Source organism: Corynebacterium sp. 122RC1 (genome assembly GCF_024580955.1).
Classification (GTDB): domain Bacteria; phylum Actinomycetota; class Actinomycetes; order Mycobacteriales; family Mycobacteriaceae; genus Corynebacterium; species Corynebacterium kozikiae.
Map to the genome: position 1 here is coordinate 1 of NZ_JANIKD010000042.1, position 3,437 is coordinate 3,437.

Below are 3,437 nucleotides of genomic sequence, written 5' to 3' on the forward strand. Positions count from 1 at the left end.
CCTGCAGCCCGGCATCAGGGGCGAGGTGCGCCTTGTGGAGAGAGCTTTTGGCATTGGGCCCTCGGCGCTGACGGAGGCCATGGGCATGCTCAACCACCATTTCGCAGCAGCCGCCTGATCGGCGCAGAGCGACAGCCTACCTCTGACTGCCGCCAATCTTTGCAACAGAGCCACCCAGTGGACATAAGCCTGTTCGGTTCGTAAGCTATAATGCAAGTAGCGTATGCGCTCACGCAACTGGTCCAGAACCTTGACCGAACGCAGCGGTGGTAACGGCGCAGTGGCGGTTTTCATGGCTTGTTATGACTGTTTTTTTGTACAGTCTATGCCTCGGGCATCCAAGCAGCAAGCGCGTTACGCCGTGGGTCGATGTTTGATGTTATGGAGCAGCAACGATGTTACGCAGCAGGGCAGTCGCCCTAAAACAAAGTTAGACATCATGAGGGAAGCGGTGACCATCGAAATTTCGAACCAACTATCAGAGGTGCTAAGCGTCATTGAGCGCCATCTGGAATCAACGTTGCTGGCCGTGCATTTGTACGGCTCCGCAGTGGATGGCGGCCTGAAGCCATACAGCGATATTGATTTGTTGGTTACTGTGGCCGTAAAGCTTGATGAAACGACGCGGCGAGCATTGCTCAATGATCTTATGGAGGCTTCGGCTTTCCCTGGCGAGAGCGAGACGCTCCGCGCTATAGAAGTCACCCTTGTCGTGCATGACGACATCATCCCGTGGCGTTATCCGGCTAAGCGCGAGCTGCAATTTGGAGAATGGCAGCGCAATGACATTCTTGCGGGTATCTTCGAGCCAGCCATGATCGACATTGATCTAGCTATCCTGCTTACAAAAGCAAGAGAACATAGCGTTGCCTTGGTAGGTCCGGCAGCGGAGGAATTCTTTGACCCGGTTCCTGAACAGGATCTATTCGAGGCGCTGAGGGAAACCTTGAAGCTATGGAACTCGCAGCCCGACTGGGCCGGCGATGAGCGAAATGTAGTGCTTACGTTGTCCCGCATTTGGTACAGCGCAATAACCGGCAAAATCGCGCCGAAGGATGTCGCTGCCGACTGGGCAATAAAACGCCTACCTGCCCAGTATCAGCCCGTCTTACTTGAAGCTAAGCAAGCTTATCTGGGACAAAAAGAAGATCACTTGGCCTCACGCGCAGATCACTTGGAAGAATTTATTCGCTTTGTGAAAGGCGAGATCATCAAGTCAGTTGGTAAATGATGTCTAACAATTCGTTCAAGCCGACCGCGCTACGCGCGGCGGCTTAACTCCGGCGTTAGATGCACTAAGCACATAATTGCTCACAGCCAAACTATCAGGTCAAGTCTGCTTTTATTATTTTTAAGCGTGCATAATAAGCCCTACACAAATTGGGAGATATATCATGAAAGGCTGGCTTTTTCTTGTTATCGCAATAGTTGGCGAAGTAATCGCAACATCCGCATTAAAATCTAGCGAGGGCTTTACTAAGCTTGCCCCTTCCGCCGTTGTCATAATCGGTTATGGCATCGCATTTTATTTTCTTTCTCTGGTTCTGAAATCCATCCCTGTCGGTGTTGCTTATGCAGTCTGGTCGGGACTCGGCGTCGTCATAATTACAGCCATTGCCTGGTTGCTTCATGGGCAAAAGCTTGATGCGTGGGGCTTTGTAGGTATGGGGCTCATAATTGCTGCCTTTTTGCTCGCCCGATCCCCATCGTGGAAGTCGCTGCGGAGGCCGACGCCATGGTGACGGTGTTCGGCATTCTGAATCTCACCGAGGACTCCTTCTTCGATGAGAGCCGGCGGCTAGACCCCGCCGGCGCTGTCACCGCGGCGATCGAAATGCTGCGAGTCGGATCAGACGTCGTGGATGTCGGACCGGCCGCCAGCCATCCGGACGCGAGGCCTGTATCGCCGGCCGATGAGATCAGACGTATTGCGCCGCTCTTAGACGCCCTGTCCGATCAGATGCACCGTGTTTCAATCGACAGCTTCCAACCGGAAACCCAGCGCTATGCGCTCAAGCGCGGCGTGGGCTACCTGAACGATATCCAAGGATTTCCTGACCCTGCGCTCTATCCCGATATTGCTGAGGCGGACTGCAGGCTGGTGGTTATGCACTCAGCGCAGCGGGATGGCATCGCCACCCGCACCGGTCACCTTCGACCCGAAGACGCGCTCGACGAGATTGTGCGGTTCTTCGAGGCGCGGGTTTCCGCCTTGCGACGGAGCGGGGTCGCTGCCGACCGGCTCATCCTCGATCCGGGGATGGGATTTTTCTTGAGCCCCGCACCGGAAACATCGCTGCACGTGCTGTCGAACCTTCAAAAGCTGAAGTCGGCGTTGGGGCTTCCGCTATTGGTCTCGGTGTCGCGGAAATCCTTCTTGGGCGCCACCGTTGGCCTTCCTGTAAAGGATCTGGGTCCAGCGAGCCTTGCGGCGGAACTTCACGCGATCGGCAATGGCGCTGACTACGTCCGCACCCACGCGCCTGGAGATCTGCGAAGCGCAATCACCTTCTCGGAAACCCTCGCGAAATTTCGCAGTCGCGACGCCAGAGACCGAGGGTTAGATCATGCCTAGCATTCACCTTCCGGCCGCCCGCTAGCGGACCCTGGTCAGGTTCCGCGAAGGTGGGCGCAGACATGCTGGGCTCGTCAGGATCAAACTGCACTATGAGGCGGCGGTTCATACCGCGCCAGGGGAGCGAATGGACAGCGAGGAGCCTCCGAACGTTCGGGTCGCCTGCTCGGGTGATATCGACGAGGTTGTGCGGCTGATGCACGACGCTGCGGCGTGGATGTCCGCCAAGGGAACGCCCGCCTGGGACGTCGCGCGGATCGACCGGACATTCGCGGAGACCTTCGTCCTGAGATCCGAGCTCCTAGTCGCGAGTTGCAGCGACGGCATCGTCGGCTGTTGCACCTTGTCGGCCGAGGATCCCGAGTTCTGGCCCGACGCCCTCAAGGGGGAGGCCGCATATCTGCACAAGCTCGCGGTGCGACGGACACATGCGGGCCGGGGTGTCAGCTCCGCGCTGATCGAGGCTTGCCGCCATGCCGCGCGAACGCAGGGGTGCGCCAAGCTGCGGCTCGACTGCCACCCGAACCTGCGTGGCCTATACGAGCGGCTCGGATTCACCCACGTCGACACTTTCAATCCCGGCTGGGATCCAACCTTCATCGCAGAACGCCTAGAACTCGAAATCTAACGTCCGTTCGGGCATCGAGGTCCATGTCGGGGTGGGACGGGCCCGTGGCTTCAAGATCACTTGCAGTCCGACCGCGATGTCTTGGTTGCGCGAGAGGTTGTCGATATGGCTCTGTTGCAAAAATCGTGAAGCTTGAGCATGCTTGGCGGAGATTGGACGGACGGAACGATGACGGATTTCAAGTGGCGCCATTTCCAGGGTGATGTGATCCTGTGGGCGGTGCGCTGGTATTGT

General features: G+C 57.2%; 3 protein-coding genes and 3 pseudogenes. 5 read left to right on the forward strand and 1 reads right to left on the reverse strand.

The genetic code is table 11. The annotated features are described in order from the left end of the window. Positions 1–118 (forward strand): annotated as a pseudogene (locus NQ050_RS10915) (IS6 family transposase); the annotation flags it as partial. Between the two features lie 46 nt (positions 119–164). Here the strand turns inward: NQ050_RS10915 and NQ050_RS10920 are convergent. Further along, a pseudogene (locus NQ050_RS10920) lies at positions 165–294 on the reverse strand (integrase); the annotation flags it as partial. A 145-nt stretch (positions 295–439) separates the two neighbouring features. On the opposite strand from NQ050_RS10920, the pseudogene NQ050_RS10925 reads away from it, so the two are divergent. The 4 genes and pseudogenes from NQ050_RS10925 (at position 440) to NQ050_RS10940 (ending at position 3,203) form a co-directional block, all read left to right on the forward strand. Beyond that, positions 440–1,278: pseudogene (locus tag NQ050_RS10925) on the forward strand (AadA family aminoglycoside 3''-O-nucleotidyltransferase). 116 nt (positions 1,279–1,394) lie between these two features. Then, positions 1,395–1,742 (forward strand): quaternary ammonium compound efflux SMR transporter QacE delta 1, encoded by a 348-nt coding sequence (locus NQ050_RS10930; RefSeq protein ID WP_000679427.1) that lies wholly within the window; start codon positions 1,395–1,397, stop codon positions 1,740–1,742. Then, positions 1,736–2,575 carry a sulfonamide-resistant dihydropteroate synthase Sul1 gene (gene sul1 / locus NQ050_RS10935; RefSeq protein ID WP_000259031.1) on the forward strand — a complete coding sequence of 280 codons (840 nt, stop codon included), beginning with the start codon at positions 1,736–1,738 and terminating at the stop codon, positions 2,573–2,575. The genes NQ050_RS10930 and sul1 overlap by 7 nt, the downstream gene beginning before the upstream one ends. Before the next feature lie 127 nt (positions 2,576–2,702). Next, a complete protein-coding gene (locus NQ050_RS10940; RefSeq protein ID WP_000376623.1) occupies positions 2,703–3,203 on the forward strand; it encodes a GNAT family N-acetyltransferase in 501 nt (166 codons plus the stop codon). Positions 3,204–3,437 lie beyond the last annotated feature (234 nt).

Excerpts from the sequence above, each read along its gene's own strand:
- NQ050_RS10930 (WP_000679427.1), top strand. The coding sequence starts at position 1,395 with ATGAAAGGCTGGCTTTTTCTTGTTATCGCAATAGTTGGCGAAGTAATC.
- sul1 (WP_000259031.1), top strand. The coding sequence starts at position 1,736 with ATGGTGACGGTGTTCGGCATTCTGAATCTCACCGAGGACTCCTTCTTC.
- NQ050_RS10940 (WP_000376623.1), top strand. The coding sequence starts at position 2,703 with ATGGACAGCGAGGAGCCTCCGAACGTTCGGGTCGCCTGCTCGGGTGAT.